The organism is Bacillus ectoiniformans (genome assembly GCF_016908875.1).
GTDB lineage: Bacteria > Bacillota > Bacilli > Bacillales > Domibacillaceae > Bacillus_BX > Bacillus_BX ectoiniformans.
The window spans coordinates 551,319-576,980 of record NZ_JAFBES010000001.1; the positions used below are offsets into that span (position 1 = coordinate 551,319).

Consider the following 25,662-nt stretch of genomic DNA (forward strand, 5'->3'; position numbering starts at 1 on the left):
GATGATGATTAACACATATGAAGTTGCAAAGCAGAAAAAACATTTCTACAGTTAGAATATAAATATATAGAAAGGATGCCTTTTAATGGACAAATCGATTGTATTAATAAGAATGGGCGATTTGCGGCTGCATGATAATCCTGCCTTATATACCGCTTGTCAAAACGGTGCTATATTGCCTGTTTTTATTATTGACAACGAAGACAGGAAACTTTCAGCCAGCGCTAAAAATTGGTGGCTTCATCATGCTTTGCTTTCCTTTCAAGAAAAGTTAGCCTCCCTTAAAGCAAAGCTTCATATCAGAATGGGCGACACAGAAACCATCCTTACCGATATAGTGGAAGAAACCGGCTGCACCGAAATTTTTTGGAACAGAACATATGAACCTGCCGTCTATGAGAAAGACTTGAAAATGGCGAAGCGTCTTGATGCAGATGGCATGCATATCCAAACGTTTGAAGGACGCCTGCTTCATTCACCCTGGGTTAATAGAAAACCCGATGGAACGCCATACAAAGTCTTCTCGGCTTTTTATAGAGCTTATCAAAAGGTGGAAGTTCCAGCCCCTCTTCCATCGATTAGTGAAATCCAGACAGTAAAGATCGACACCCCTTCTTTAACTGCCGAACAATTAGATTTGCTTCCAGTTCACCCTTGGGCAGAAAAGCTGGATAAGTATTGGCATATCAGCGAAGAGGCAGCTATTAAAAAGCTAGAGGCCTTTGCTAATAAAAAGTTAATTCATTATAAAGAAAGAAGTGATTTTCCAGCGAAAGAATTTCACTCCTCGCTCTCTCCATATATAGCGTCAGGCCTGCTTTCTGTACGGACGATCTACCACTATTTAGTGGCACATGATATTTACGCTGAAGCTTTTGTGCGCCAATTGGTATGGAGAGACTTTTCTTGGCATTTGTTATTCCATTATCCTGAAGCGGCTGAACAGCCTTGGAACAATAAATTTGAATCCTTCGCTTGGAATAATGATATCGATTTGCTTCAGCAATGGAAAGAAGGAAAAACTGGCTATCCCATAGTGGATGCCGGTATGCGTGAGCTTTGGGAAACCGGATTTATGCACAATCGGGTGCGAATGATCACGGCAAGTTTCTTAACGAAGCATTTGCTAATTCACTGGCGAAATGGTGCAGAGTGGTTTATGGACACTCTTGTTGATGCCGACTTAGCTAATAATCAAATGAGCTGGCAATGGGTAGCTGGTTCAGGAGCCGATGCCGCACCTTATTTTCGAATTTTTAACCCTACCCTTCAAAGTAAGAAATTCGATGAGGAAGGCGTGTATCTTAAAAAGTGGCTCCCTGAATTAAGGCAGCTGCCAAACCGCTATATTCATGAGCCTCATAAAGCTACGTCTGCTGTATTAGAAGAATCTCAGGTCAAGTTAGGGGTTGATTACCCACACCCGATTGTAGACCATAAATCTGCGCGGGAGCGAGCTTTAGCGGCTTATCATGAACTGAGCAAGGAATCCAATGAAGCTAAATAACAGCAAATACGCTTATGAAGCATGGCGAATTTGGATATAAAAAAAAGTGACGCAGAAAGCGGAGATTTCACCGTTTCTGCGTCACATATTAATTAAACCATTTATTTATTTTCCTTCGGTTTTTCTTCATCTTCCATAATGCCTTTCATCCCCCGTTTAAATTCATGGAGTGTTTGGCCAGCTGCCTTGCCTAGCTGCGGAAGTTTGGATGGTCCAAAAAGCAATAAAGCAACAATTAAAATAATAGCAACTTCTCCAAATCCGAGATTCATATGCTTTTATCCCCTTATGTTCAAATAGTTATTTGTCTACCTATTGTAGACGATCCTTCGTTAATTGAAAACAAAAAACAGCAAATGTGCTTTTTTTGCCACACTTGCTGTTTTTTTCTTGTTGAATAATTATGCGCCTGCGCGCTGTTCTTTAATTGTTTGTTTCTTTTCGCCTTCTGCCACGATCACCGCACATGCAGCGTCACCTGAGATATTGATAGAAGTACGAGCCATGTCTAGAATACGGTCAATACCAAGAATTAAACCAACACCTTCAACAGGAAGACCTACGCTGCTTAATACCATAGCAAGCATGATCAAGCCTACTCCAGGAACCCCGGCTGTACCAATACTAGCTAGAACCGCAGTTAATACTACTGTAGCAAGTTCACTAATGGACAAATCAATTCCATATGCTTGGGCGATGAACATTGTTGCCACACCTTGCATGATCGCTGTTCCGTCCATGTTAATCGTTGCGCCTAGCGGCTGTACGAATGAGCTGATCGGCTCTGGCACTTTCAAACGTTTCTGAGCCACTTCCATAGAGATTGGCAGTGTCGCATTACTGCTTGATGTACTAAACGCCACACTCATTGCAGGAGCAAAGTTTTTAAAGAACCAGATCGGACTTTTCTTTGCTAAAAGCATGATCGCACCGCCGTAAGTGATAGCAGCATGAATGACTAGTGCTGCAAGTACAACGATCATATAAGCACTCATGGCTTTAATTGCACTAAATCCTTGATTTCCAATAGCAGAAGCAATAAGGCCAAATGTACCATATGGAGCAAACTTCATGACTAGTCCAACCAAGTACATCATAATTTCATTACCCTGTTCGACTAGATTTAGTATCCCTTTTGTTTTATCACCTAACGCCGTTAACGCTAAGCCAATAAAGATCGCAAAAGCAATAATTTGAAGCATATTTCCTTGAGTCATCGCATCTAATGGATTTTTAGGAATGATGTTCAATAATGTTTCTCCGACAGGCGGAGCTTCTTCTGTTTCAAATTCAGCATTCTGCGTATCAAAATTCCCTGCTTCTCCTGGTTGTACAATTGCAGATAGTGATAATCCGATTACAATCGCAATAGCTGTGGTAATTAAAAAGAAAGTAATCGTTTTCAAACCAATTCGCCCTAATTTCTTCGGATCGCCTAATCCTGCAGAACCTAACACGATGGATAGAAATACGATTGGCACGACAAGCATGCTGATGAGGTTAAGAAAGATCTTGCCTAGCGGAGTGAAAAAATAAGGATCTAACACTTTAAATACGTCAGGAGCAAATAAGTTGAGAGCTAATCCAACAACTGCCCCTAAGATTAAAGCAGTAATAATTTTACCAGTAAGTTTCATAACAGTTCCCCTTTCCATATCTCTTAGTTGTAAACGAGCACAAAATATATCATAAACGACATTTAATAAAAATACAAAAAAATTTTTAAGTGTTTATAAATTTCCCCAAATTCAGTCCAATCAAACTAACATTAATAGGATATAACGGAAATATTATTAGAAAAATACCACAATTTAAACAATTTAAAAGAACACTGATAACATCTATAATATTGACAATAACAGCAATAAATAATATAAAATGTACAAGATTTTTTATTTAAAAGGAGCGTGGCTATGACTATTAATTACCAAGAATTAGATGAAGAAACTTTATTTATCGTCTCTCAAACGTTTAAAGCTTTGTCTGATCCCACTCGCTTAAGAATTTTAAACTTGCTCTTTACCGGAGAATACAAGGTAAACGATATAGCGGAGAAATTGTCCTTATTGCAGTCCACTGTTTCCCACCAGCTGCGGTTTTTAAAAAATTTACGATTAGTTAAATACAGGAGAGAAGGAACTACCCTATATTATTCTCATGACGACGAGCACGTGATTGATCTCTTGCGCCAAGCCATTGAACATGCCAATCATCATTGAGCTTTTATCATAAAGGTTTCTATTAACACCATTTTATAGTAATATGTACATAGAACTTTAGCCCTTCACTTCCTTACTATTTCATTATTTTATGCATATTCTTTTTAGAATGGGGTAATTAAGAAACAGAATGATTTAAAGGGGTAAACAGACATGGCCAACAAAAAAATACTATTTCTCTCATCCGTTAGTCACCTCAGTTCAATGGCAGAAGGGTGGGCTTCTAAGTTAAAGGAACCTTCCTGGAACTTCATTAGTGCTTCACTGACAGCTTCAGAATCTAACACTCTGCCTGTTGAAGCGATGAAAGAAGTGAATATAGATATCGCAGACAAGCATTCTCATTCCTTCGATCCTCATTTGCTTAAAGAAGCAGATGTCGTGGTAGCCATTTATGATTTTAAGCATGATAGTAAGCCTGTTATTGAAGATGCGCCTATTAAGAAAATGATCAGCTGGGACATCCCTAATCCCGTCTACTGCAAAAGCAGTTCTGAGAAATGGGCTACCTATCAGCTGATTTGTGATGAATTAGCTATTCAGGTAAAACGCTTAAAAGAAACATTAATTTAAAAATCCACCACATCCCATAAATGGTTTGTTGGTGGATTTTTTTTGCCTTATTAACCTATAAAAAGATAAAGTATGCTAAAAATGCAGCGAATAGCAGGTACATTAACGGATGAATTTCGTCTTTCTTTCCTAAAGTAAGCATGGTCACTGGATACATAATAAAGCCTAAGGCGATTCCGTTCGCTACACTGAATGTAAGTGGCATCATTAAAAGAATCGCAAACGAAGGAATAGTAATCTCCAATCTTTCCCACTGAATATTCTTTACTTCCCTAGCCATTAGTGCGCCCACAATAATTAGTGCCGGTGCGGTAACTTCGGCGGTCACGACAGACAATAATGGTGAAAAAAACAAAGCAATAGCGAAAAATCCCGAAATAATTATAGAAGTAAACCCTGTTCTTCCTCCCGCCGCAATGCCTGCACTCGATTCAATCATCGCAGCTACTGTCGATGTTCCGAGCACTGAACCAACTACTGTAGCAGAAGAATCAGCAAGCAAAGCACGGCCAGCATTAGGGATTTGATTGTTCTTCATTAACCCCGCCTGGCTGGCAATGGCAATCAGCGCACCTGCCGTATCAAAAAAGGCCACAAATAAAAAGGTAAAAATGACAGCCAGCATTTCAGGAGTAAACACTTGTCCAATATGATCAAAAACAACACCAAATGTCGGTTCAAGACTTGGTATCGCTCCAACAATCTGTTTAGGCTGATCAATAATTCCAGCAATCATGCCAGCGATTGTTGAAAGAACCATTCCATAAAATATGGCTCCCTTCACGCCGCGAATCATCATAATAACTGTAATGACAAATCCAAATAGCGCCAGCAGCACAGGCGGTGAGTGAATATCACCCAACGATACAAAAGTGGCTTCACTTCCTACAATGATACCTGCGTTCTTTAACCCGATAAATGCAATAAAAAATCCAATTCCCCCAGCAATCGCATGCTTTAAATCCTGTGGAATGACATTAATAATCATTTCACGAATCTTTAACAGACTGAGCAATACAAATAAAACACCTGCAATAAATACACCAGTCAGAGCTGTTTGCCAAGGAACACCCATTCCGATACAAACGGAAAAGGTAAAGAAAGAATTCAATCCCATACTCGGAGCAATTCCAATTGGGTAGTTAGCCAAGAGGCCAATTAATAAAGAACCAATGATAGCTGATAAAGCAGTTGCAGTAAATACTGCCCCTTTGTCCATTCCTGATTGACTAAGTATAATAGGGTTAACAATTAATATATAAGCCATTGATAAAAACGTGGTGATACCTGCCACTGTTTCTTGCTTATATGAAGTTTCTCTTTCTTGAAACTGAAAAAAGCGTTCCATTGGATATACCTCCGCAATAGTTTTCCATTGAAAAATAAATAAAAAAACTCCCGCTCAGAAGAACGGAAGCTGCCTTTTAGAATGATAAGGGATAAAGGACATATGTATATAGTTGTCCGATATCCTTTATAGTCAAGCTATTTACGGCAGCCTGGTAGAAACGTTCAGGCCTTATCCCTGAACATATACAAAGGTGGGTGATTATTTACATTCAATTTCGAATGATTATATCAGAATAAAAAATACAAGTAAATTAGCTGTATTATATTCGCAATCTTCCCTTAATTGATTGATAATAGGAATAGATAAGTGAAGCCATATGTGAATGAATGACGTATATCAATAAACAGCCCAGAGAGGATGGATAACGTGGAAACAAAAGAAGGCTTAATTAATGAATTATCTTTTGTCGAAAAGTGGGAAAAGTCACAGAAGCAAGACTGGTTTTGGGAACGCCTTACCCGCTTGCCATTCAAATTGCTTGATCGCTTGACTCCAAAATATGTTCATGAAAAAATCAGCCAATTGCTTGATGAAATTGGGAGCTACATTCAAACTGGCGGACAGTACTTAACTCAAAAAAACTATGTTCTAAAAAAGGTTCAAGCCCATCATTCGGACAGACGGATCGAATCGATATATGACGTTGCTTCCGTCCCGCTCGCCACGATGGATGCAGTGAGCGAAGATCTGAAAAAAAATCGGGGGGACTTAGCTACAGTTCAGGGAGCGACTACCGGTGTTGGAGGCATATTCACACTAGCTGCGGATATCCCAGCGCTGCTCGGCTTGTCTTTAAAAACGCTTCAAGAAATAGCTATCTCCTATGGCTATAATCCAGATAGTCGAGAGGAGCGCATTTTTATTATTAAATGCCTGCAGTTTACTTCCTCAGATGTCGTGGGCAAAAAAGCTATTCTTAAAGAATTATCGTCTTATTATCAGGGGCGTTCCGATCAGCAGGAAATCATGTCCCAGCTTCAAGGATGGAGAGAAGTAGTTTATACGTATCGCGATCAATTTGGGTGGAAGAAATTATTGCAAATGGTTCCTGTTGCAGGGATGGTGTTCGGAGCCTTCACCAACCGGTCGATGATCCATGATATTGCAGAAACAGGCCGCATGCTTTACCGAAAGCGACGCATCTTAGAACGGCTTGCAGAAATGGACAAGACAAATGAAAGCTCAATCTGATGAGCTTTCATTTTTTTCTCCAAACTTCTTTTCAATATGTGTCTGATCACCATACAAATATAGGGAATCTCCTTCTCGAATTTCTTCATGCCTTAATTCGCTTCGTATATTCACTGTTCCACGTTTAATAAACAACAAGTTAATGTCTTCTTCATGATCAAATAACTCACACACTTTCTTTCCTATAAATGTAGATTCTTCTCCTACATCAATGGTTGTCACAATATCATCGTCGCATAAATACAATGCTTCGTTAATTGGGAGTTCGGAAATATCCAGATTTTTTCGCATTTCATGCTTAAACATCTTTTTTAATTTATTTCTTATAAAAGGTGTTTTACCTGCAAGCAGAAGTAGCAGCAGAAATAAATTGATGAGTGTCAGTTCCTTTAACCTTAAGTCATTTGAAATAATATTCGTAATGGCTGAAATAATAACCGCCAGTGAAAACGCGCCAAATAAAATTAAAAATGCACTGATTCTTCTTCTCGCTGGATGGTCAATAATTAACTGAGATTCATCCGTAGTAAACCCCGTACCTGTGAGCATGGAAATGACTTGATAACGGGAAATTTCTGTTTTCAATCCGGTAATCCTAAATAGCACCACGGAGATCTCAATGACTAAAGCTACAATTAATAAATAAAGAAACATGAAAACAAAACCCATTAGCTTTTCCTACTTTCTTTCACACGATTTTATCTTATTATTCCCCTCAGCTTCGCATTAAAACTCTCTCCTTTTTCCTATTGCAATAGAAAAAACCGCTGAGAGCTCCAGCGGTTTACTGTAAATATTTTCGATGAACATTTTTGCCGTCATAAGAAAACACAATGTTTTTCCCTTCCAGCTTTGTTTCCATATGAACCGTCCTGCCCCATAATTGATAAATATATGGGACCACTTTTTCCAAATATTTCACATCTAGTTCAATTCCTTCGTACCAGTGTTTTAAATATAACTCTCCGTTTTTTAAATAATCTCCATCCGTTACGGTAATATAAGGAAATCCACCGTTCACTCTCATCCCTACCAGCTGATCGCGAACCTCTGTCCATTTCTTATCAACAATTTTGTAGTCTTTTCCTTTTTTCTGGAACAAGTACATATCTTCTCTCGTCACAAGATCTTTCGTTAAGTAATTACGCAAGAACGATATGTCTGATTCAATTTCCCTGACTTCAAACATTTTTTCCCGGCCGCTCCCAGGTTTAACACCATGTCGAATCATCTCTTCCGTTGGATGATCATACCGCTGTTCAATATCTTCAAAGATTTTCAATCCTAAATAATAAGGGTTGATGGACGTTCTGGACGGCTGAACAACTCCTGCATTCAGTTTAGCAAATTCAATGGATTCGCCTGACGTTAAATCCAGTTCTCTCACAATTCGCTGATGCCAATAGGAAGCCCATCCTTCGTTCATAATCTTTGTCTCCAGCTGCGGCCAAAAATAAAGCATTTCTTCTCTCATCATGGTCATGATATCCCGCTGCCAGTCTTCCAGTTCCTGGCTGTAATGTTCAATAAACAGCATAATATCTTTTTCAGGCTGCGGCGGTATTTTTTTCTTCTGTTTCTTCACGATTTTTTTACGTTTATTTCCGTCAAGATCCCATAGATCATCATATGGCCCCGCTTTGATCTCTTCTTCCTCTTCCTCAATTTCCTCTTCCCAAGACAACTTAGAACGGAGCAAAGACGGATCAATATGCTCTTCTATTGCAAGCACAGCGTCTAGAAACTTCTCCACTGTCTCTTTTCCATGATCAATTTCGTATTGCCGGATTCGATCAGCAGTCGCTGCCATACTTTCCACCATGTCCCGCTTCGTACGATGGAACCGAATATTATTTTTAAAGAAATCACAATGGGCAAGTACGTGCGCGACAATTAACTTATTCTGAATCAGCGAGTTAGTATCGAGTAAAAAAGCATAGCACGGGTTCGAGTTGATGACTAACTCATATATTTTACTTAAACCTAAGTCATACTGAAGTTTCATTTTAAAAAATTGCTTCCCAAAGCTCCAATGTGAAAATCGCGTCGGCATGCCATACGCACCAAATGTATAAATAATTTCAGCTGGACAAATCTCGTATCTCATCGGGTAAAAATCAAGGCCAAACCCTGTGGCAATTTCGGTGATTTCATCGATGGCATATTCAAGAGCCTTCACCTCTGACTGATTCACATACACTCCCCCTTTTGCTCTATACAGATATGTATGAAAAAATTCAGAGAGGCATGACCGTTGGTTGGGAAAACGGCAAAGCTCACAACTAAAAAAGAGCATCTTTCACCTCTAGCTTTTACCGCAATATCAACGCCTGCAGGCTCTATCGGCGGCTTTCTTCATTCTAACGGCGGTTTCGGAGATTCTAACGGCGGCTTTTGAAATCCTAACGGCGGATTCCGCAATTCTATCGGCGATTCGCCCATTTAAAGGCAAACAGGACCATTCCGTATGTACGAAATGATCCTGAGTCTTTGATATACCGAGCAGCTTCCCAGTTAGTCAAACTTATTTTGATGTCGTTTCTTTTAATCGCGGAATATTAAAGATAACCGCGAGCACACCGCAAATTCCAATTAATATTGGATAGATAGAGTAACTGATAATGCTCACTGGGGAAATGCCTGCAAGCCCTGCAGCCGCAAGCATTTGCGCGCCATAAGGGATGATACCCTGGATGAAGCAGCTAAAGACATCAAGAATGCTTGCTGACTTGCGCGGATCTATGCCGTATTCTTCCGAGATATTTTTAGCAAGCGGTCCAGCAATAATGATGGCAATTGTATTATTAGCCGTAGATAAATTAGTCAGGCTTACCAGTGAAGCAATACCGAATTGCGCCCCTTTTTCTGTGTGGATATTTTTCATGACGATCTTTAATAAGAAGTCGATGCCGCCATTCCAGCGGATGACTTCCACAATTCCGCCGATAACGATCGCAATAATAGCCAGTTCAAACATTCCGCTCATACCTTCAGCTATCGTTTTAATTAATGAAAAGAATGTATAGCTTCCATCTAAAAGTCCAATAATTCCCGACAGAACAACACCGCCGGCTAATACGATCAATACATTTAAACCAGCAAGTGCCGCACCTAACACGGCTATATAAGGAATAATTTTCACTAGATCATAATTACCTGCATTCACAGCACTTTGTTCGCCAGCAGTGAAAATAGCGAGCACAATAATGGTAATAACGGCTGCAGGCAAAACAATTAAAAAGTTAGTCCGGAATTTATCCGCCATTCTTGTTCCTTGTGTTCTTACTGCCGCAATAGTGGTATCAGAGATCACGGATAAGTTATCACCAAACATCGCTCCTCCAATGACAGTTGCCATAGAGAGCGCCATCGAAATTCCTGTTCCCTCTGATATAGACATACCGATTGGCGCTAATGCGACGATCGTTCCCACAGAGGTTCCCATTGATAAAGAAATAAAGCAGGCAATAATGAACAGGCCGACCATCAGCAGGTTTTGAGGAAGAATGGATAGCGCCAAGTTCACGGTAGAATCTACAGCTCCCATTCCTTTTGCCGCACCAGCAAACGCGCCTGCCAGTATAAATATGATGGCCATTAGCATGATATTAGGATGCCCTGCTCCTTTTGTAAAAACATCTACTTTTTCCATAAACGGCACTTTACGATTTAATACTAAAGCGAATGCAGCTGTGATCAATAAAGCCACAGTAATAGGCATTTTGTAAAAATCTCCTGTTGCGACACCGCTGCCGATGAAAATAACTAAAAATAAAAGCAATGGGAGGAGTGCCCATCCATTTGATTGATTCTTCATGATGTTTCTCCTTTCTTTAACAAAAAATAAAAAGACCCTTCTAGGCAAGAAGAGGTCCGTATCAGAAAACACTCTTCTCATCTTTCAAGCATACAAGCCTGCTGGATTTGGCACAGCGCTCACATAAAGAGCCCGCTGCCGAGACGTCTTCGGGCCAGTCCCTCAGTCTCTCACGATAAGAATTGTTCATATTTTATTGTAAATAAAAATAACCACTTGCCCTATTATACATAAATAAGTGATTTCAGCAACCTTTAATTTATTACACGTGCCAATTTCCTAATCAACTGTCCAGCACTTTCCCGCGCTTACACTTCAACCATTATTTGCAGAGAGAGTTTTGCCGCTCTTAACACACACTATGATTAATTCCTCTACAGGAGGGACAAAGATGAATTATACTGATTATGATCGAGCTCTGCATTACGCACATCGCTCCGATTGGGATAACCTGCTGATCTTAATGGTTCGGACAAATGACCATTTATTATCGAAGAAGATTGAATATTTCCTGCATGCTCGCTGCTTTCCCTGTTCTTATTCTGTAGTCGAGCAAACATTTTATGCGCTGTTTCACTATATTGAGCACGCCAACTCAATGATTACCGATGAATACCCATGAGAATTCCACCAAAAAAGCGGCTTTCTATAAAAAGAAAGCCGCATACATACTTTATTCCACTAAATGTTTAATTTGACTCATGAACTTTTGTTCGATACTATCCACTTTTGCTTCACTGTTTTCAACACTGTCGCTGACAACACCGTAATAAAATTTAATTTTTGGTTCTGTCCCAGATGGTCTCATACAAATCCAAGTGTCATCCGTTAAAAAGTATTTCAGCACATTTGATTTTGGCAGATGGATCTGTTCCCGAGCGCCTGACTGGAGCAGCGTTCTTTCGCTTGTTAAATAATCTTCTACTGCTGACACTTGGATTCCAGCTAGCTCTTCTGGAGGATGTTCTCTAAAGAAAGTGAGAATGGATTGTATTTTACCTGCCCCTTCAATTCCCTTTAATGTTAATGAGGTTAAGCCTTCTCGATAATAACCGTAGCGGCCGCAAATCTCTAATAGCGCTTCATACAGAGTTTTGCCTTCTTTCTTATAATAGGCACACGCCTCCGTAGCCATGACCGCTGCTTGAACGGCATCTTTATCGCGGGCAAAGTCACTGATTAAATAGCCATAGCTTTCTTCGTATCCAAACAGAAAGGTATAGTCACCTGACTGATTGTATTGTTCAATTTTCTCTCCGATAAACTTAAATCCTGTCAGTACATCTTCACAAGCAGCCCCGTAGGATTCAGCTACTTTCCGTCCAAGTTCCGATGTGACAATCGTTTTAAAAACAATTCCATTTTGAGGAAGTGTCTCTTTGGCCTGTTTTTGTTTTAGAACATAATCCATTAAAATGGCACCTGTTTGATTGCCTGTTAATAGAACATAGCTGCCATCTAAATCTTTTACTGCAATGCCAAGGCGGTCAGCATCAGGATCTGTTGCAATTAAAAGATCGGCATTTTGCTCTTGTCCATATTGAATGGCCAGCTTAAAGGCTGCTTTTTCTTCCGGATTAGGATATTGAACGGTTGAAAACTCAGGATCTGGCTGTTCTTGTTCAGGCACCACAAAAACATTTTCATATCCTAAGGCTTTTAAGCTTCTTCGAACAGGTAAATTGCCTGTCCCATGGAGCGGAGAAAAAACTACTTTTACGTCTACTTCTTTAGACAGCTGCGGCTGATTAGAAATACTAATCATATGCTCTAAATAAGAATGGTCTACTTCTTCCCCAATCATCTTTATAAGCCCTTTTTCTTTTAAGCTCTCTTCGTCTTCTACATGAATATGCAATTCACTTTCGATGCGGTTTACTTCTTCAATTACCTGATCTGCTTCTTGAGGAGGAAGCTGTGCTCCGTCCTTCCCATACACTTTATAGCCATTATATTCCGGGGGGTTATGACTTGCTGTGATTACGATGCCCGCGAATGCATTCAGATAACGCACGGCAAAAGAAAGCTCTGGAGTTGAACGCAATGCATCAAATACATACGCTTGAATTCCATAGGTAGCCAGTGTTTTTGCGCTCTCCATCGCAAATTCCGGTGACTTATGTCTAGAGTCGTAGGCAATGGCGACCCCGCGTTTCTTCGCTTCTTCACCGGACTTAGAAATATAAGCTGCAAGACCAGCTGAGGCTTTGCGAACGGTATAAATGTTCATTCGGTTCGTTCCAGCACCAATTTCACCGCGCATACCGCCTGTTCCAAACTCCAGATTCTTATAAAACGCTTCTTCAAGCTGCTTTTCATTCATGTTAAGCTCTGCAAGCAAACCCTTCATTTCTTCATCTAGCTCTTGATAATCTTTCCACCTAACATAATCATCTTTCCAGTTCATGCATACACGCCCCCAACCTGAAATGTTTTAATGTATGATATTACCTATAATTCCAATATCAATTTTAACATAGGCTTGTCCGATTTTTATGTCGATTATTGCTTCCTGTTTTACTTTTCCATTCATTTAATACTATACTTTTATAGTAGAAAACATGCAGACGGGGAGAAATCATGAAAAAAGAAAATTTACTTTTTACAGCTTGGGCCGCTTCTTTCATTGCCACACTTGGAAGTTTATATTTTTCAGAAGTGATGAAATATGAACCATGTGAATTGTGCTGGTATCAGCGTATCTTTATGTATCCGCTTGTCCTTATTCTCGGGCTTGCTTATGTAAAGAAAGACTGGAAAGCAGCTAAATATTCGCTCGTTCTCTCAGCGGTTGGAGTCAGTATCTCTATTTACCATTACGGAATACAAAAGATCTCTTTCTTACAGGATACCGCGCCTGCCTGCGGAAGAGTTCCTTGTACAGGCATGTACATCAATTATTTTAACTTTATTACCATTCCATTTCTGGCGCTTACCGCTTTTATCGTTATTTTCGCAGCCAGTTTGGCCATCTTAAAAAGGAAGGAAGAGCAAAATTGAAAAAAATCATCATTTTTTCTGCAGTTATTATCGGACTTTTCGCCGCCATTATCTTCGTCACGCAATATCAGCAAAAAGAAGCATCTAAGGATAACCCTTACGGCAAAGAGAAATTGCACCCTGAAACAACTAAAGACTTGAAAGACCCTAATTATCAAAACATCATTTTGCCGGATGAACTTGAGAAGAAGCTTGAAGCTGGAGAAGATGTGACAGTCTATTTCTACAGCCCTACTTGTCCGCATTGTAAAGAGACGACTCCTGTCTTAATGCCGCTGGCGAAAGAAAACAACGTGGAAATTATGCAATACAACCTGCTCGAATTCGAACAAGGCTGGGACCAATACCAAATTGAATATACTCCTACTCTGATTCACTTTGAAAAAGGCACAGAGAAAGACCGCTTAGTTGGCGGACAGCCTGAATCTGAATTCGAAAGCTTTTTTGAAAAAAATATTAAAAAATAAAATGTAGCGTCCGCCCCTCACCTGTTTTGGCCATGAGTGATTCTTCTCTCATCGTCTATAGCCGTGATGGGCGGTTTTTGCTTTTACACAAAAATAATAAGCATCCTGTGATAGAATGCTTAATTGAGGTATTTAGTAGCTGAGTGATGCTGAGAATAGAGTGGAAAACTATTGCTTTGGATAGAGAATTGATCAAGAGTGAAAGGGAAACAAATCTCGTAGCGCTGAAGGGTTTCTGCATTGTGCAAAAACATGTCTTTATAATGACTAGAAAGAGACTCTAGCTGTTTAGTTTCTAGGATTGAAATAATCGTTTGCAGACTCGTAATCACTAAGAACGCGTCACGCAGAGTGCCAAAGTACTCAAATTGACTGGCTCCGAGGGATAGAACACCGATCTCTTCCCATTGCCGAAGTTCTGCTTCTGAAAAATAATGAGGAAATATTTGCTCCTTAATTTGCCGCACCAGTTCGATTATTTTATCTTCTTGCTCTATAGTTGAAGCAACGAGCACTTTCAAAGAAAACCCACCTTTATTTATCGATTCTTATGCATATACAGTAAGAATAGCACAGAATGTTTCCTTATATTATGGTAATTTAATGAAAAATGAATTTTTTGCCTGTTACATAAGGTTGAAATCATAGAAGAAATCATAGATAGGAGGAACGAGGGGAGTCTTAAAGATGGAGGACTTTCCTTACAATTATGTATAACACAAACAGAAAAGGATCTATATACGAATTAACTCTCCCTCATACATGGGAGGGCCAAACCATTCAAGAGATTTTAACAGACACCTGGCACCTGCCCAAGAAAATGGTTCATGAATGGCGAATGAGCAAGGCAGTAAAAGTAAATGGAGAGCTGTACAGATGGAATCAGCCGCTGTCTAAAGGGGACATTTTACAGGTTCCTTTCTTCTCGAACACGAAGCAAGCTGTCCACGCAAGCTATATTGGTGAGATTGACGTATTATATGAAGATGACCATTTGCTTGTAGCTAACAAACCTGCTGGTGTGAAAACTCATCCTAATGACCAAGATGAAAACGATACTTTATTAAACGGCCTCGCTCTTCACGTCGAATCGAACGGAGAACAATGCTTCATCAGACATATCCACAGGTTAGATGAAAATACATCAGGAGCTGTGCTGTTCGCTAAGCATGAAGCGGCTTATGCCTTATTATCACGTCTGCTTGAAAAACGGCTCATTAAAAGAGCGTACTGGGCAATAGTGCATGGACAATTAAAGAACAAAGAAGGTGTGATCAAGGAAGCGATCGGAAAAGACCGTCATCATCCGACAAGAAGACGAATTTCCCCAAACGGCCAGAGCGCTGTGACCCATTATCAGCTGTTAAAGAAAGACCCTAGCCGAAACCTTTCATTCATTAAATGTCAGCTTGAGACCGGAAGAACCCATCAGATTCGTGTACATTTATCATCGATCGGCCATCCGTTAGCAGGTGATCTATTATATGGAGGGAAACCGATTGTTAAGAGGCAAGCCCTGCATGCAAAGACCATTGAGATTCCTCACCCTTTTACGGGGGAACAACTAGTGTGCGAGGCTCCATTTACAGATGACACTTTCGATTTTTTTTAGCAAAGAGTTCTTCAACTAAATGAAAAAGGCGGCTGCGTTTTTTATGCAGCCCCTTTTTCATTTAGAAATCAAACGTATCTGGATCAGCCCCAAACCTCTGATTTTTATTTATCGCATGGACCGCTGCCATATCATCCGCCGTCAGTTCAAAGTCGAATAAATCCGCATTTTCCTTCAGTCTATTCAGGTGAACGGATTTAGGAATAATGATGACATCATTTTGCAGATGCCAGCGCAGAATAATTTGCGCGACCGTTTTGTTATAGTGATTAGCAAGCTGATTAAGAACCGGTTCGTCTGCCAGTCTGTTTCTCGCAATCGGTGACCATGCTTCAACCGCGATTTGCTGTTCGTTGCAGTAGTCACGTAATTCTTGCTGGCTTAAATAGGGATGAAGCTCCACTTGATTCACCATCGGCTTCGTGTTTGCCTGTGTCATTAGATCTTCTAAATGATGAATCTTAAAATTGCTCACGCCTATAGATTTCACGATTCCTTCTTCATATAGTCTCTCTATAGCCCGCCAAGACTCCTTGTATTTATCAGCCACCGGCCAATGGATTAAATATAGATCCATATAATCCATCTTTAGTTTGGTTAAAGACTGTTCAAATGCACGAAGCGTCTCGTCATACCCCTGATCACTGTTCCATACTTTAGATGTAATGAACAGATCTTTCCTGTTGATGCCGCTTTGACGTACTGCCTCTCCAACGATTGCTTCATTATCATAAAAAGCCGCCGTATCAATTAAACGATATCCTTCGCTTAGAGCACCTTTAATTGCCTGCAGCGTTTCTTGATCATCTGTCATTTTGTATACACCTAAACCAAGTCTCGGTATATGAATGCCGTTATGTAATTGGACTGTATCATTAATTTTTTTAATCATGTTCACCTTTCCTTTCTCTTCCTTATTTTATCTATTTTCATAGAATGAAGCGAACGAAAGGCTCTCTTTTTTGTATAAACAAACTTACAACATTTACAAAAACTTTACTTTTTTCGACAATCTTCTTCCCTATTTATACAATTTGCATTAAAATTATTCTGTTATGCATTTTTATTTTTAGGGGGCCTTCTAAGGTGTTTAAAAGTAAGAAAGACAAATTCTCTGTATTGTTGGGTTCTATTGCTGAAAACTTAAAGGAAAGTGCGAATTATTTTGCTGACTACAAACTACATAATGCCAGTGACTTAAAGATTTTTTATAGTGAAATGAAATCTTATGAATCTAAAGGAGATACGTTCATTCACGAAGTCATTAAAGAGCTTAACCATACGTTTATTACGCCGATTGAACGAGAAGACATTCTGGCTCTTGCGATGAGCATGGATGATGTGCTGGATGGTTTAGAGGAAACGGCGGCAATGTTTGAAATGTATTCGATGATCGATGCAGATGAATTCATGCTTAAATTCGTAGAAGCGATTCGCGAATGCACGATTCAGATAGAGCAGGCTATTGAATTGCTTTCAGCTAAAAAGCTGCTCGCCATTCGTGCCCATGCGATTAAAATTAAAGACTATGAAACTTCTTGTGATAACGTACTGCGTCAATCAATTAAACATTTATTTAACACCGAGAAAGACCCTATTCAATTAATTAAAACAAAAGATATTTACGAAAACTTAGAAAAAATCGCAGACCATTGTCAAGACGTGGCCAATACGCTAGAAACCATCATTATGAAGAACGCGTGAGGAGCAGCTGACATATGGACTCTTTGTTTATCATTACGATACTAATTGTTTTCTTCGCTCTAGCCTTTGACTTTATCAATGGCTTTCATGATACGGCCAATGCGATTGCGACTTCGGTTTCAACGAAAGCTCTGAAACCTCGTCATGCGATTATTTTAGCCGCATTCATGAATTTCTTAGGAGCTATGACATTTACCGGCGTAGCAAAAACGATCACGAAAGATATTGTAGACCCGTTTATGCTTGAAAATGGATCGATCGTCATTTTAGCTGCTTTAATTGCCGCTATTTTTTGGAATCTGCTTACCTGGTATTATGGGATACCGAGCAGCTCCTCTCATGCGATTATTGGGTCCATCGCTGGTGCTGCCATAGCAGCCTCTGGCTTCGAGTCATTAAATTACACAGGCTTCTTAAAAATTATTCAAGCCCTGCTTTTCTCGCCGTTGATTGCTTTTATAGGCGGATTTTTAATGTATGGTCTATTCAAAATTGTATTTAAAAACAACAACTTGCCAAAGACCAATCGTAATTTCCGATACTTTCAAATTGGTACGGCTGCTCTTCAAGCCTATACACACGGCACAAATGATGCACAAAAAGCGATGGGGATCATTACGATGGCACTGATCGCCAATAATTATCAAACGACAACCGATATTCAAACGTGGGTTCAGGTATCTTGTGCCTTGGCCATGGGGATCGGCACATCAGTCGGCGGCTGGAAAATCATCAAGACAGTCGGCGGCAAGATAATGAAAATCAGACCGGTGAATGGTGTCGCAGCAGACTTAACTTCTGCAATCGTTATTTTCACTGCCACCTTTGTACACCTGCCAGTAAGTACGACTCATGTCATTTCCTCCTCCATATTGGGAGTAGGCACTTCTCACAGAGTTAGAGGTGTTAGGTGGACAACTGCTCAGCGCATGCTGATCACTTGGGTGATTACTCTTCCAATTTCAGCTACGATTGCAGGCGTTACCTATTGGATATTGAATCTTTTCTTATAATGAAAAACGAGCGGATCTATCGATCTCCGCTCGTTTTTCATTATAAAATATATTTCCTGACTATATTCAGAAAAAGAATAAAGGCAATGACAAACATTAAAATAATTAATATTTTCTCCTGTTTATTTCCGAGCATCCCTTTTCACCTTCTTTGTTATATTCATGCTGCCTTCATCACCAGAAATAGAAAACGAGCAGGTAAATCATTCTTATTCGGCACATAATAGGACTAGATCATGTTTTCTGTTCCGTTTTCATCATAAACTAGATAAAATAGAACGACTACTCACTAGCAGTAGTTAATCCTTGACTGTATAGATAATCTTTATTAAAGTAAGTGTTGTTATCACTTACTAAAGGTTAGTAAGTATCATTAATATATTATCTCGTTTTCCGATAAAATACAATTACACCGCAATCAGGAGGCAATATACATGAAAGACTTTTTTGAACTAGCAGCAAGCAGACGTTCAACTAAACAATACGACCCTAATGTGGAAATTCCTCATTCAGAGTTAAGAGAATTATTAGAAGTAGCAGGACAAGCTCCTTCTGCATGGAATCTTCAGCAATGGCATTTCCTTGTCTTTGATAAGAAAGAAGTGCAAGAAAAATTATTGCCAATCGCCTATAATCAGCAGCAAGTAGTTGATGCATCAGCCGTCATTTGTATCTTAGGCGATCTCGAAGGCGATAAAAACATTGACCCTGTATTCGACCCTTCCGTAGCAGCCGGTCATATGACACCAGAATTAAAAGAGATCTTAGCGGGACAAATTAGAGGTGCCTACAAGCGCTCTGATTATCCAAGAGATGCAGCTATTTTAAATGCTTCTCTTGCCTCTATGCAATTCATGCTGGCAGCGAAAGCAAAAGGCTATGATACTTGTCCGATCGGCGGCTTTAATGCAAACGCATTGATCGAGGAATTTAATGTTTCTGAACGTTACCTGCCTATTATGCTGATTACGATTGGTAAGCCAACCCAAGAAGCGCGAGCAACCGATCGTCTTCCAATTGAAAGCTTAATCACCTACGCGGAATAATCTCAAACCCCCTGGCCATGAGCTGGGGGTTTTTCATTTATAAACATCAACCTGTGTTCAAAAGGACTTAAAAGTGTCAGACCTTTCTCATAATTTTTTTACTAAAACTGTTGCAACCTGCTTAGAAAACGAATATTATATAACTTGGGTTTTTAAATGTTCGTTTTTTGGAGGTTCTCTATGTTTAAACTACAAGAAAATAACACGAATGCCAAAAGAGAAGTAATTGCTGGTATTACCACTTTTTTAACCATGGTATACATTGTCATTGTGAATCCTATCATTTTACAAGATGCTGGCGTTCCATTTGATCAAGTGTTTACCGCTACCATCATCGCCACTATTATAGGGACTCTTTGGATGGGGTTATTCGCCAACTATCCAATTGCCATCGCTCCAGGGATGGGGTTAAATGCTTATTTCGCCTATTCCGTTGTTGGCGGCAACGAAGAGATTACGTATATGACGGCTTTTGCAGCTGTATTTGTTTCAGGTATTATCTTTGTCGCACTTTCTTTAACTCCATTTCGCCAAAAATTAATTGAGGCGATTCCTGACAACTTAAAACACGGAATTACAGCGGGGATCGGTTTGTTCATCGCTTTTATTGGTTTACGATTATCCGGATTAATCGCAGATCATCCAGCCAACCTTGTTACACTTGGCGACCTGCATAGTCCTGAAGCGATCTTGGCTCTTGTCGGCTTGGCCGTCACGATCGTGTTAATGGTATTAAACGTCAATGGCGCTTTATTTATCGGTATGGCTGTCACAGGAATTATCGCTTACTTTACTGGCCAGCTTGCCTTTACAGAAGGTTTTGTATCCACTCCTTCATTGCCGGATGGTTTCATTATCAGCAATCCAATTACGGCCATTGGAGATGTCGTCCAACATGGACTATACGCCGTTGTATTCTCTTTCTTATTAGTCACTATTTTTGATACAACTGGCACAATGGTTGCTGTTGCTCAGCAAGCTGGGCTCATGAAAGGCAAGTCTATGCCTCGCGCCCGCCAAGCACTTCTAGCTGATTCAGTTGCTACCTCTTTCGGAGCGATTTTCGGTACAAGCCCTACAAGTGCTTATATTGAATCATCTACAGGTGTTGCTGCCGGCGGACGTACAGGTTTGACTGCTGTCACTGTCGCTGTCTTATTTGGCGCCGCTGCCTTCTTCGGTCCATTAGTCGGTGCGATCTCTGGCTTATCTTCCATTACCGCTCCAGCTTTAATTATTGTTGGGTCTTTAATGATGGGTGCTGTTGCTCACATTGACTGGAATCGTTTAGATGAAGCATTCCCGGCATTTTTAATTATTCTAAGTATGCCGCTTACTTCAAGCATTGCTACCGGAATTGCCTTAGGGTTCATTTCTTACCCTTTATTGAAAATCGTAAAAGGCCAATTCCGAGAAGTTCACCCGCTTGTCTATTTATTCGCTGTTTTATTCTTCTATCAGCTGGCATATTTGCCTCACTGACCATGAGTTTACACAACCTGAGAAGACCATCTTCTCAGGTTTTTTATTTGGCTAAAAATAAGTAAGGCCAGCTCCCGATGACAATCAGTAGCTGGCCTTATTCATTAATCCTTAATCTTCACTATGCTGCGGCTTTTCAGGGTCTCTTTGAGGCTCTATATCGACATGATGTTCGAGCTTCTCCTTTTGCTCCATTGACAGCTCTTCACGTTCTTCTTGCTGCTTCTCTTTCATTTGATTGCCTCCTTCATATCTTTTGTCTCTTTATTTATTTCCTTGATTTTTGATATTAAACAAAAAGAAACAGCGGCTTTTCTTATAGCCGCTGTTTCTTCAATAAATCAGTTATTCAAGCTTTGTAAGGCAGCAGCTACGCTCACTGTCCGCTTCGCTTGATGTTTAACCGACGCTTCCACATCTTCGACCATTTTTCCGTCCTGGCCGACAGTTACGCTTGTTCCGTATGGGTTTCCTCCTGCTGCATAAGCGGAATCATCTGTAAATCCTGGTGCCGCTACAATCGCTCCCCAATGGTACATTGTTGTATAAAGCTGCAGAATGGTTTGTTCCTGACCGCCATGTGGATTGGATGCCGATGACATGGCGCTGACTGCTTTATTCGCAAGCTTTCCTTGGAACCATAGTCCTCCTGTCGTATCAATAAACTGTTTAAATTGAGAAGGAACATTACCGAATCTTGTAGGTACACTAAAGATAATGGCATCTGCCCACTCCAGATCATTTAAGCTAACTTCCGGCACATCTTTTGTCGCTTCCAAGTGTTCCTTCCAAGCAGGATTAGATTCAATCGCTGCTTCCGGAGCCGTTTCAGCTACTTTCAATAATTTCACCTCTGCGCCTGCTTCCTTCCCCGCTGCTTCAGCCCATTTCGCCATTTGATAATTCGTTCCCGTTGAACTATAGTAAATCACCGCTAATTTTGTTTGTGTCATTTTTCATTTCTCCCTTCATCTTGTTCGCTTTTTAGTTATTTAAGGTAAATCTATCAACATAAATGTAGAATTCCCCATTGCCTCTATCTTCAATCCTTCAAGTTCAGTTATACGGGCAGAATCTCTTGTTTTCAGCACATGCTCACCATTCACTTTGACTTCCCCTTCAAGAATAAATAAGAACGTTCTGCGATCAATGGACTGACTGAAATCAATTTGCTGGCCGGCCTCAAGCTCTGATAAATAAATAGTCAGGTCTTGGTGAATATGAGCGATTCCTTCTGATTCAGGATTCTTTTTAACGACCGGCAGCAGCTGATTCTTCATTTGGCTGATATCGAAGCTGGTTTGCTCATAAGAAGGCGTTAAGCCCTTCTCATCAGGCAAAAACCACATTTGCAGCAAGCTGACTTCTTCATCTAGTGACGGGTTCATTTCAGAATGATAAATACCCGTACCCGCTGACATTCGCTGAATTCCTCCGAAAGTAGTTGTCGCTGTATGCCCTTGACTGTCTTTATGCTGCAAGTACCCTTTCAATACAACTGTGACAATTTCCATTTCAGCATGAGGATGCATGCCGAAACCTTTTTTCGGTGCGACTACATCATCATTTAATACTCGAAGCGGGCCAAACTGCATATTTTCTGGGTCATAATATTCCGCAAATGAAAAACTGAAATTGGACTGAAGCCAGCCATGGTTGGCCGAAAATCTAGAGTTAGCCGGATAAATAGTAATCATATGTTTCTCCTTTCAACATTCCATAATCTAGTAAATATCTATCTATATCCTGTATCCTAAAACATTTATCTCGAAACTGAGATATATACTCAAAAAAATTACTGATGAAACATACAAGAATATATCTCGAATTCAAAATAAATTTATCACATCTATTTTTTTCTGTCAATCATTCATGCTCCTTCAAAAGTATATGGTTACTTCACATGATTGTTCATAATCTATTTCCTTTTCCCCGTGACCAAATATTCATTTTTTTCAATTGCAGAAATATTTACTTATTTTTAATAAACTTCTAAATTTTACTTGCTATAGTAAATGAAAATACTTCTTCTAAGGAGCTGGCTGATCAAATGCGGAACAAAAAATTCCCTTATAAAATGTTCAACCTTTCTGTCGTCTCATTATTAACTGTAAGTACTTTTCTATCCCCTTCTCTCACATTAGAAACACAGGCGGAAACAGAAACCTCTTCTTCGGTTGTCATTAGCGAAGTATATGGCGGAGGCGGGGCTACCTCCTCTGCTCCTGCGTACAAAAATGATTTTATTGAACTGTATAATCCAACCGATCAAAGCGTTTCACTTGAAGGGTGGTCCGTTCAATATGCTTCATCTGCGGGCAGCTTTAATCAAATGACTTCTTTAACCGGCACCATTGCGCCAAACGAATATTATTTAATAAAGCAAAGCGGAGGGTCACTCGGGAAAGAATTGCCTGAGAGTCAGGTCGAGGGGTCTATCAGCTTAAGTGCATCTAAAGGAAAAGTAGCTCTTGTCAATAACAAGGAAAAAATCACTGGTCTTGTCGATGAGAACACGGTTGACTTCGTTGGATACGGTGATGCAAATGAAGCTGAAACTACCCCTGTTCCTGCACTGGATAGTCTGGTTAGCGCTCAAAGAAAAGATCCCTCGATCGACAGTAACCATAATGAACTGGATTTTGAAGTAAAAACACCTGCACCAGGTTCTTCACAAGGACAGCCTCCTGAAGATCCAGAAACACCGCCAGCCGGTTTAGCCATATATGACATTCAAGGCGCTTCCCATCAATCCCCGTTTGACGGTCAAAAAGTCAGCGATGTCAAAGGAATTGTCACAGCAGTTGAACAAGGAAAAGGTTTTTATCTTCAGGAACTTGCTCCCGATAACGACCCTAAAACATCTGAAGGAATATATGTCTATCAGAGAAATGCCCTAGTCAAAAGCGGTGATATTGTTCTGGTAAGCGGAACAGTTACCGAATACACACCGTCAAGCGCCAGAAACACGGATCTTTCTACCACTCAGCTTTCTGCTGAACAAGTAAAAGTTGAGGACTCTAACCAGCCGCTGCCAGCACCTACTGCACTTGGTGAAGGGGAATATGTTCTGCCGACCGCTGTGATTGATAATGATGAGTTTCAAACATTTGACCCGTCAGAAGACGGCATTGATTTCTTTGAAAGCATCGAGGGCATGTATGTCCAAGTTCAAAAGGCAAAAGCAGTTTCTCCAACAACGAAGTACGGAGAAGTCATTGTTGCGCCTTTGAATCAGCCAACTGATATGACTAATTCTGGCCAGCTTATTATTAACCCGGAAGATTTTCACCCTGAACGAATCACCATTGACGATGTTTTAGTAGACAATCCTCCTATTGTGAAAACGGGAGATACCTTCAATGAGCCAATAAACGGAGTTATCGGCTACAGTTTTAGCGGATACAAGCTATATAACACAGAAGCTCTGCCTGATGTTTTCGATGGCGGCTTAGAGCGTGAAACGACTAGCCTTGCTTTCTCAAAAGATGAGTTAACCATTGCTTCTTACAATGTGGAAAACTTTTCGAAAGCTGACGAGGAGACCAACCCAGAAAAAGCAGAAAAACTGGCCGAAGCCGTGGCAAACAATATGAAATCTCCTGATATTATCGGATTAGTGGAAATGCAGGATAATGACGGGCCTGCCGCAAGCGGACAGACAGATGCTTCTGAAAGCTACAAATATTTAATCGAAAAGATTAAACAAGCGGGCGGACCAGCCTATCAGTTTACAGACATCACCCCAGCAGACAGACAAGATGGCGGGCAGCCTGGAGGCAATATTCGCGTCGGATTTCTATACAACCCGGACCGTGTTAAGCTGACGAACAAACCAAAAGGCGATGCCATTACTCCTACTGAAGTCAACAAACACGGCATTACGTTAAACCCAGGGCGTATCGCACCGAACGATCCGGCCTTTGAAAATTCAAGAAAGCCGCTGGCCGCTGAATTTAAATTTAAAGGATCGCGTGTGACCGTTATTGCTAATCACTTTAATTCTAAAGGCGGAGATGAACCATTATTCGGCAAAAATCAGCCTCCTTTCTTAAAAAGCGAAGCGCAGCGTCTAGCCATTTCCCAAATTGTCCATGACTTTACCGCTGACCTATTGGCTGCTGATTCAAAAGCCAATGTAGTCGTTCTAGGTGATTTAAATGATTTTCAGTTTTCCAATCCGCTGCAAGCCTTAAAGGGACAATCCCTTGTGAACATGATCGATACGCTGCCTTTTGAAGAACAGTACACGTATAACTATCAAGGGAATTCTCAAGTGTTAGATCATGTGCTAGTCTCTAACAACTTAGCCGCTCATACGAATGCAGATATTATCCACTTAAACGCTGACTTCACTGAACAGCACGGCCGAGCTAGTGACCATGACCCTGTTCAAGTTCAGATTGATTTAAAAGCAGCGCGCAAAGCAAAATAAATAAAAACGAAGCCCGGCTCTTTATGCGCGGGCTTCGTTTTTGTTATTGATATTATAAACTTCCCCTCCTAGATAAGATTTTAAGGAACCCCTTTATCGCGAAAGATTCCATCGCATTATTTAACAATTAAAGAAACCGATGAAAATAAATTTTAAAGATTAAAATAAAACGCTTTCTTTTCAGAATTGTTTGAATTATAATAAAACAAAGTTGTTTAAATGTCCTACAATTGAACAAAGGAGGG

Annotated in this window: 25 protein-coding genes and 2 riboswitches; of the genes, 13 read left to right on the forward strand and 12 right to left on the reverse strand. The window is 40.2% G+C overall.

Annotated elements, in window-relative coordinates; genetic code table 11:
• Positions 1–85 precede the first annotated feature (85 nt).
• Entirely contained in the window at positions 86–1,507 is a 1,422-nt protein-coding gene (locus tag JOC78_RS02805) for a cryptochrome/photolyase family protein (RefSeq protein ID WP_204552794.1), read from the forward strand.
• 101 nt (positions 1,508–1,608) lie between these two features.
• Here the strand turns inward: JOC78_RS02805 and JOC78_RS02810 are convergent, their stop codons facing one another.
• Both JOC78_RS02810 and JOC78_RS02815 read right to left on the reverse strand, forming a co-directional pair.
• Complete coding sequence (locus JOC78_RS02810) at positions 1,609–1,779, reverse strand: twin-arginine translocase TatA/TatE family subunit (RefSeq protein ID WP_204552796.1); 171 nt, start codon at positions 1,777–1,779, stop codon at positions 1,609–1,611.
• Positions 1,780–1,908: 129 nt separating this feature from the next.
• Entirely contained in the window at positions 1,909–3,144 is a 1,236-nt protein-coding gene (locus JOC78_RS02815) for a dicarboxylate/amino acid:cation symporter (RefSeq protein ID WP_204552798.1), read from the reverse strand.
• A gap of 276 nt (positions 3,145–3,420) precedes the next feature.
• On the opposite strand from JOC78_RS02815, the gene JOC78_RS02820 reads away from it, so the two are divergent.
• Positions 3,421–3,726 (forward strand): ArsR/SmtB family transcription factor, encoded by a 306-nt coding sequence (locus tag JOC78_RS02820; RefSeq protein ID WP_204552800.1) that lies wholly within the window; start codon positions 3,421–3,423, stop codon positions 3,724–3,726.
• 153 nt (positions 3,727–3,879) lie between these two features.
• Complete coding sequence (locus JOC78_RS02825; RefSeq protein ID WP_204552802.1) at positions 3,880–4,299, forward strand: low molecular weight phosphatase family protein; 420 nt, start codon at positions 3,880–3,882, stop codon at positions 4,297–4,299.
• A gap of 55 nt (positions 4,300–4,354) precedes the next feature.
• Here JOC78_RS02825 and JOC78_RS02830 read toward each other — a convergent pair whose 3' ends face one another.
• On the reverse strand, positions 4,355–5,647 hold the full coding sequence (locus tag JOC78_RS02830) for an NCS2 family permease (protein ID WP_204552804.1): 1,293 nt from the start codon (positions 5,645–5,647) through the stop codon (positions 4,355–4,357).
• A gap of 109 nt (positions 5,648–5,756) precedes the next feature.
• Positions 5,757–5,858: riboswitch (purine riboswitch) on the reverse strand.
• A 149-nt stretch (positions 5,859–6,007) separates the two neighbouring features.
• On the opposite strand from JOC78_RS02830, the gene JOC78_RS02835 reads away from it, so the two are divergent.
• Positions 6,008–6,841 (forward strand): EcsC family protein, encoded by an 834-nt coding sequence (locus JOC78_RS02835; RefSeq protein ID WP_204552806.1) that lies wholly within the window; start codon positions 6,008–6,010, stop codon positions 6,839–6,841.
• Here the strand turns inward: JOC78_RS02835 and JOC78_RS02840 are convergent.
• The 3 genes from JOC78_RS02840 to JOC78_RS02850 form a co-directional block, all read right to left on the reverse strand.
• Complete coding sequence (locus JOC78_RS02840) at positions 6,833–7,495, reverse strand: TrkA C-terminal domain-containing protein (protein ID WP_239586937.1); 663 nt, start codon at positions 7,493–7,495, stop codon at positions 6,833–6,835. The genes JOC78_RS02835 and JOC78_RS02840 overlap by 9 nt on opposite strands.
• 130 nt (positions 7,496–7,625) lie before the next feature.
• Entirely contained in the window at positions 7,626–9,035 is a 1,410-nt protein-coding gene (locus JOC78_RS02845; protein WP_204552810.1) for a SpoVR family protein, read from the reverse strand.
• Positions 9,036–9,365: 330 nt separating this feature from the next.
• On the reverse strand, positions 9,366–10,661 hold the full coding sequence (locus JOC78_RS02850; protein WP_204552937.1) for a Na+/H+ antiporter NhaC family protein: 1,296 nt from the start codon (positions 10,659–10,661) through the stop codon (positions 9,366–9,368).
• 71 nt (positions 10,662–10,732) lie between these two features.
• Positions 10,733–10,840, reverse strand: a riboswitch (SAM riboswitch).
• Between the two features lie 209 nt (positions 10,841–11,049).
• On the opposite strand from JOC78_RS02850, the gene JOC78_RS02855 reads away from it, so the two are divergent.
• Positions 11,050–11,280 carry a YhdB family protein gene (locus JOC78_RS02855; RefSeq protein ID WP_204552812.1) on the forward strand — a complete coding sequence of 77 codons (231 nt, stop codon included), beginning with the start codon at positions 11,050–11,052 and terminating at the stop codon, positions 11,278–11,280.
• Between the two features lie 51 nt (positions 11,281–11,331).
• Here the strand turns inward: JOC78_RS02855 and JOC78_RS02860 are convergent, their stop codons facing one another.
• Entirely contained in the window at positions 11,332–13,065 is a 1,734-nt protein-coding gene (locus JOC78_RS02860) for a phospho-sugar mutase (RefSeq protein ID WP_204552814.1), read from the reverse strand.
• 173 nt (positions 13,066–13,238) lie between these two features.
• Here JOC78_RS02860 and JOC78_RS02865 point away from each other — a divergent pair, with 173 nt between their 5' ends.
• Complete coding sequence (locus JOC78_RS02865; protein ID WP_204552816.1) at positions 13,239–13,658, forward strand: disulfide formation protein C; 420 nt, start codon at positions 13,239–13,241, stop codon at positions 13,656–13,658.
• Complete coding sequence (locus JOC78_RS02870; RefSeq protein ID WP_204552818.1) at positions 13,655–14,125, forward strand: thioredoxin family protein; 471 nt, start codon at positions 13,655–13,657, stop codon at positions 14,123–14,125. The genes JOC78_RS02865 and JOC78_RS02870 overlap by 4 nt, the downstream gene beginning before the upstream one ends.
• A 119-nt stretch (positions 14,126–14,244) precedes the next feature.
• Here the strand turns inward: JOC78_RS02870 and JOC78_RS02875 are convergent, their stop codons facing one another.
• Positions 14,245–14,640: a DUF5365 family protein gene (locus JOC78_RS02875; protein ID WP_338023162.1), complete on the reverse strand. Its 396-nt coding sequence runs from the start codon at positions 14,638–14,640 to the stop codon at positions 14,245–14,247.
• A gap of 194 nt (positions 14,641–14,834) precedes the next feature.
• On the opposite strand from JOC78_RS02875, the gene JOC78_RS02880 reads away from it, so the two are divergent.
• Positions 14,835–15,737: an RluA family pseudouridine synthase gene (locus tag JOC78_RS02880; protein WP_204552822.1), complete on the forward strand. Its 903-nt coding sequence runs from the start codon at positions 14,835–14,837 to the stop codon at positions 15,735–15,737.
• 61 nt (positions 15,738–15,798) lie between these two features.
• Here JOC78_RS02880 and JOC78_RS02885 read toward each other — a convergent pair whose 3' ends face one another.
• Complete coding sequence (locus JOC78_RS02885) at positions 15,799–16,629, reverse strand: aldo/keto reductase (RefSeq protein ID WP_204552824.1); 831 nt, start codon at positions 16,627–16,629, stop codon at positions 15,799–15,801.
• Between the two features lie 194 nt (positions 16,630–16,823).
• Here JOC78_RS02885 and JOC78_RS02890 point away from each other — a divergent pair, with 194 nt between their 5' ends.
• The 4 genes from JOC78_RS02890 to JOC78_RS02905 all read left to right on the forward strand — a co-directional run bounded on the left by JOC78_RS02890 (position 16,824) and on the right by JOC78_RS02905 (position 20,982).
• Positions 16,824–17,441, forward strand: a complete 618-nt coding sequence (locus JOC78_RS02890) for a DUF47 domain-containing protein (protein WP_338023155.1) — start codon at positions 16,824–16,826, stop codon at positions 17,439–17,441.
• Between the two features lie 14 nt (positions 17,442–17,455).
• Positions 17,456–18,454, forward strand: a complete 999-nt coding sequence (locus JOC78_RS02895; protein ID WP_204552828.1) for an inorganic phosphate transporter — start codon at positions 17,456–17,458, stop codon at positions 18,452–18,454.
• Between the two features lie 434 nt (positions 18,455–18,888).
• The gene (locus tag JOC78_RS02900; protein WP_204552830.1) at positions 18,889–19,500 is read left to right on the forward strand and encodes a nitroreductase family protein; all 612 of its coding nucleotides are present in this window, start codon (positions 18,889–18,891) and stop codon (positions 19,498–19,500) included.
• 180 nt (positions 19,501–19,680) lie between these two features.
• Positions 19,681–20,982 carry an NCS2 family permease gene (locus tag JOC78_RS02905; RefSeq protein ID WP_204552832.1) on the forward strand — a complete coding sequence of 434 codons (1,302 nt, stop codon included), beginning with the start codon at positions 19,681–19,683 and terminating at the stop codon, positions 20,980–20,982.
• 111 nt (positions 20,983–21,093) lie between these two features.
• Here the strand turns inward: JOC78_RS02905 and JOC78_RS02910 are convergent, their stop codons facing one another.
• The 3 genes from JOC78_RS02910 to JOC78_RS02920 form a co-directional block, all read right to left on the reverse strand.
• Entirely contained in the window at positions 21,094–21,216 is a 123-nt protein-coding gene (locus tag JOC78_RS02910; protein WP_204552834.1) for a 3-methyladenine DNA glycosylase, read from the reverse strand.
• Between the two features lie 107 nt (positions 21,217–21,323).
• A complete protein-coding gene (gene wrbA, locus JOC78_RS02915) occupies positions 21,324–21,935 on the reverse strand; it encodes an NAD(P)H:quinone oxidoreductase (protein WP_204552836.1) in 612 nt (203 codons plus the stop codon).
• A 39-nt stretch (positions 21,936–21,974) separates the two neighbouring features.
• Positions 21,975–22,679: a pirin family protein gene (locus tag JOC78_RS02920; RefSeq protein WP_204552837.1), complete on the reverse strand. Its 705-nt coding sequence runs from the start codon at positions 22,677–22,679 to the stop codon at positions 21,975–21,977.
• Positions 22,680–23,032: 353 nt separating this feature from the next.
• Between JOC78_RS02920 and JOC78_RS02925 the strand changes: the two genes are divergently transcribed.
• Entirely contained in the window at positions 23,033–25,417 is a 2,385-nt protein-coding gene (locus JOC78_RS02925) for a lamin tail domain-containing protein (RefSeq protein ID WP_204552839.1), read from the forward strand.
• The last annotated feature ends 245 nt before the right edge of the window (positions 25,418–25,662 follow it).

Excerpts from the sequence above, each read along its gene's own strand:
- JOC78_RS02805 (WP_204552794.1), top strand. The coding sequence starts at position 86 with ATGGACAAATCGATTGTATTAATAAGAATGGGCGATTTGCGGCTGCAT.
- JOC78_RS02840 (WP_239586937.1), bottom strand. The coding sequence starts at position 7,495 with ATGTTTCTTTATTTATTAATTGTAGCTTTAGTCATTGAGATCTCCGTG.
- JOC78_RS02825 (WP_204552802.1), top strand. The coding sequence starts at position 3,880 with ATGGCCAACAAAAAAATACTATTTCTCTCATCCGTTAGTCACCTCAGT.
- JOC78_RS02925 (WP_204552839.1), top strand. The coding sequence starts at position 23,033 with ATGCGGAACAAAAAATTCCCTTATAAAATGTTCAACCTTTCTGTCGTC.
- JOC78_RS02860 (WP_204552814.1), bottom strand. The coding sequence starts at position 13,065 with ATGAACTGGAAAGATGATTATGTTAGGTGGAAAGATTATCAAGAGCTA.
- JOC78_RS02910 (WP_204552834.1), bottom strand. The coding sequence starts at position 21,216 with ATGAAAGAGAAGCAGCAAGAAGAACGTGAAGAGCTGTCAATGGAGCAA.
- JOC78_RS02880 (WP_204552822.1), top strand. The coding sequence starts at position 14,835 with ATGTATAACACAAACAGAAAAGGATCTATATACGAATTAACTCTCCCT.
- JOC78_RS02895 (WP_204552828.1), top strand. The coding sequence starts at position 17,456 with ATGGACTCTTTGTTTATCATTACGATACTAATTGTTTTCTTCGCTCTA.
- JOC78_RS02815 (WP_204552798.1), bottom strand. The coding sequence starts at position 3,144 with ATGAAACTTACTGGTAAAATTATTACTGCTTTAATCTTAGGGGCAGTT.
- JOC78_RS02865 (WP_204552816.1), top strand. The coding sequence starts at position 13,239 with ATGAAAAAAGAAAATTTACTTTTTACAGCTTGGGCCGCTTCTTTCATT.
- JOC78_RS02905 (WP_204552832.1), top strand. The coding sequence starts at position 19,681 with ATGTTTAAACTACAAGAAAATAACACGAATGCCAAAAGAGAAGTAATT.
- JOC78_RS02885 (WP_204552824.1), bottom strand. The coding sequence starts at position 16,629 with ATGATTAAAAAAATTAATGATACAGTCCAATTACATAACGGCATTCAT.
- wrbA (WP_204552836.1), bottom strand. The coding sequence starts at position 21,935 with ATGACACAAACAAAATTAGCGGTGATTTACTATAGTTCAACGGGAACG.
- JOC78_RS02920 (WP_204552837.1), bottom strand. The coding sequence starts at position 22,679 with ATGATTACTATTTATCCGGCTAACTCTAGATTTTCGGCCAACCATGGC.
- JOC78_RS02810 (WP_204552796.1), bottom strand. The coding sequence starts at position 1,779 with ATGAATCTCGGATTTGGAGAAGTTGCTATTATTTTAATTGTTGCTTTA.
- JOC78_RS02835 (WP_204552806.1), top strand. The coding sequence starts at position 6,008 with ATGGATAACGTGGAAACAAAAGAAGGCTTAATTAATGAATTATCTTTT.
- JOC78_RS02855 (WP_204552812.1), top strand. The coding sequence starts at position 11,050 with ATGAATTATACTGATTATGATCGAGCTCTGCATTACGCACATCGCTCC.
- JOC78_RS02830 (WP_204552804.1), bottom strand. The coding sequence starts at position 5,647 with ATGGAACGCTTTTTTCAGTTTCAAGAAAGAGAAACTTCATATAAGCAA.
- JOC78_RS02820 (WP_204552800.1), top strand. The coding sequence starts at position 3,421 with ATGACTATTAATTACCAAGAATTAGATGAAGAAACTTTATTTATCGTC.
- JOC78_RS02900 (WP_204552830.1), top strand. The coding sequence starts at position 18,889 with ATGAAAGACTTTTTTGAACTAGCAGCAAGCAGACGTTCAACTAAACAA.